Source organism: Halopelagius fulvigenes, assembly GCF_042662625.1.
Lineage (GTDB): Archaea > Halobacteriota > Halobacteria > Halobacteriales > Haloferacaceae > Halopelagius > Halopelagius fulvigenes.
Window position 1 is genome coordinate 1 of the sequence record NZ_JBHSXH010000008.1, and the last position, 765, is coordinate 765.

Sequence of the window (765 nt, forward strand, 5' to 3'; positions counted from 1 at the left end):
GGAACATTCCGGTTGATCCTGCCGGAGGTCATTGCTATCGGAGTCCGATTTAGCCATGCTAGTCGTGCGAGTTCAGACTCGCGGCAAATAGCTCAGTAACACGTGGTCAAGCTACCCTGCAGAGAAGGATATCCTCGGGAAACTGAGGCCAATACTTCATAAGGTTCCCAGGCTGGAGTGCCGGGAACTGGAAAGGTTCCGACGCTGCAGGATGCGGCTGCGGTCGATTAGGTAGACGGTGGGGTAACGGCCCACCGTGCCGATAATCGGTACGGGTTGTGAGAGCAAGAGCCCGGAGACGGAATCTGAGACAAGATTCCGGGCCCTACGGGGCGCAGCAGGCGCGAAACCTTTACACTGCACGCAAGTGCGATAAGGGGACTCCGAGTGCGAGGGCATATAGTCCTCGCTTTTCTGTACCGTAGGAAGGTACAGGAATAAGGGCTGGGCAAGACCGGTGCCAGCCGCCGCGGTAATACCGGCAGCCCGAGTGATGACCGATTTTATTGGGCCTAAAGCGTCCGTAGCTGGCCAAGCAAGTCTGTCGGGAAATCCATCCGCTCAACGGATGGGCGTCCGGCGGAAACTCCTTGGCTTGGGACCGGAAGGCTCGAGGGGTACGTCTGGGGTAGGAGTGAAATCCTGTAATCCTGGACGGACCACCGATGGCGAAAGCACCTCGAGAAGACGGATCCGACAGTGAGGGACGAAAGCTAGGGTCTCGAACCGGATTAGATACCCGGGTAGTCCTAGCTGTAAACGATG

1 rRNA gene is annotated in these 765 nt (G+C 57.5%); it reads left to right on the forward strand.

Annotated features, from left to right (window positions below):
- Nucleotides 1-5 precede the first annotated feature (5 nt).
- Nucleotides 6-765, forward strand: a 16S ribosomal RNA gene (locus ACFQEV_RS02230); the annotation flags it as partial.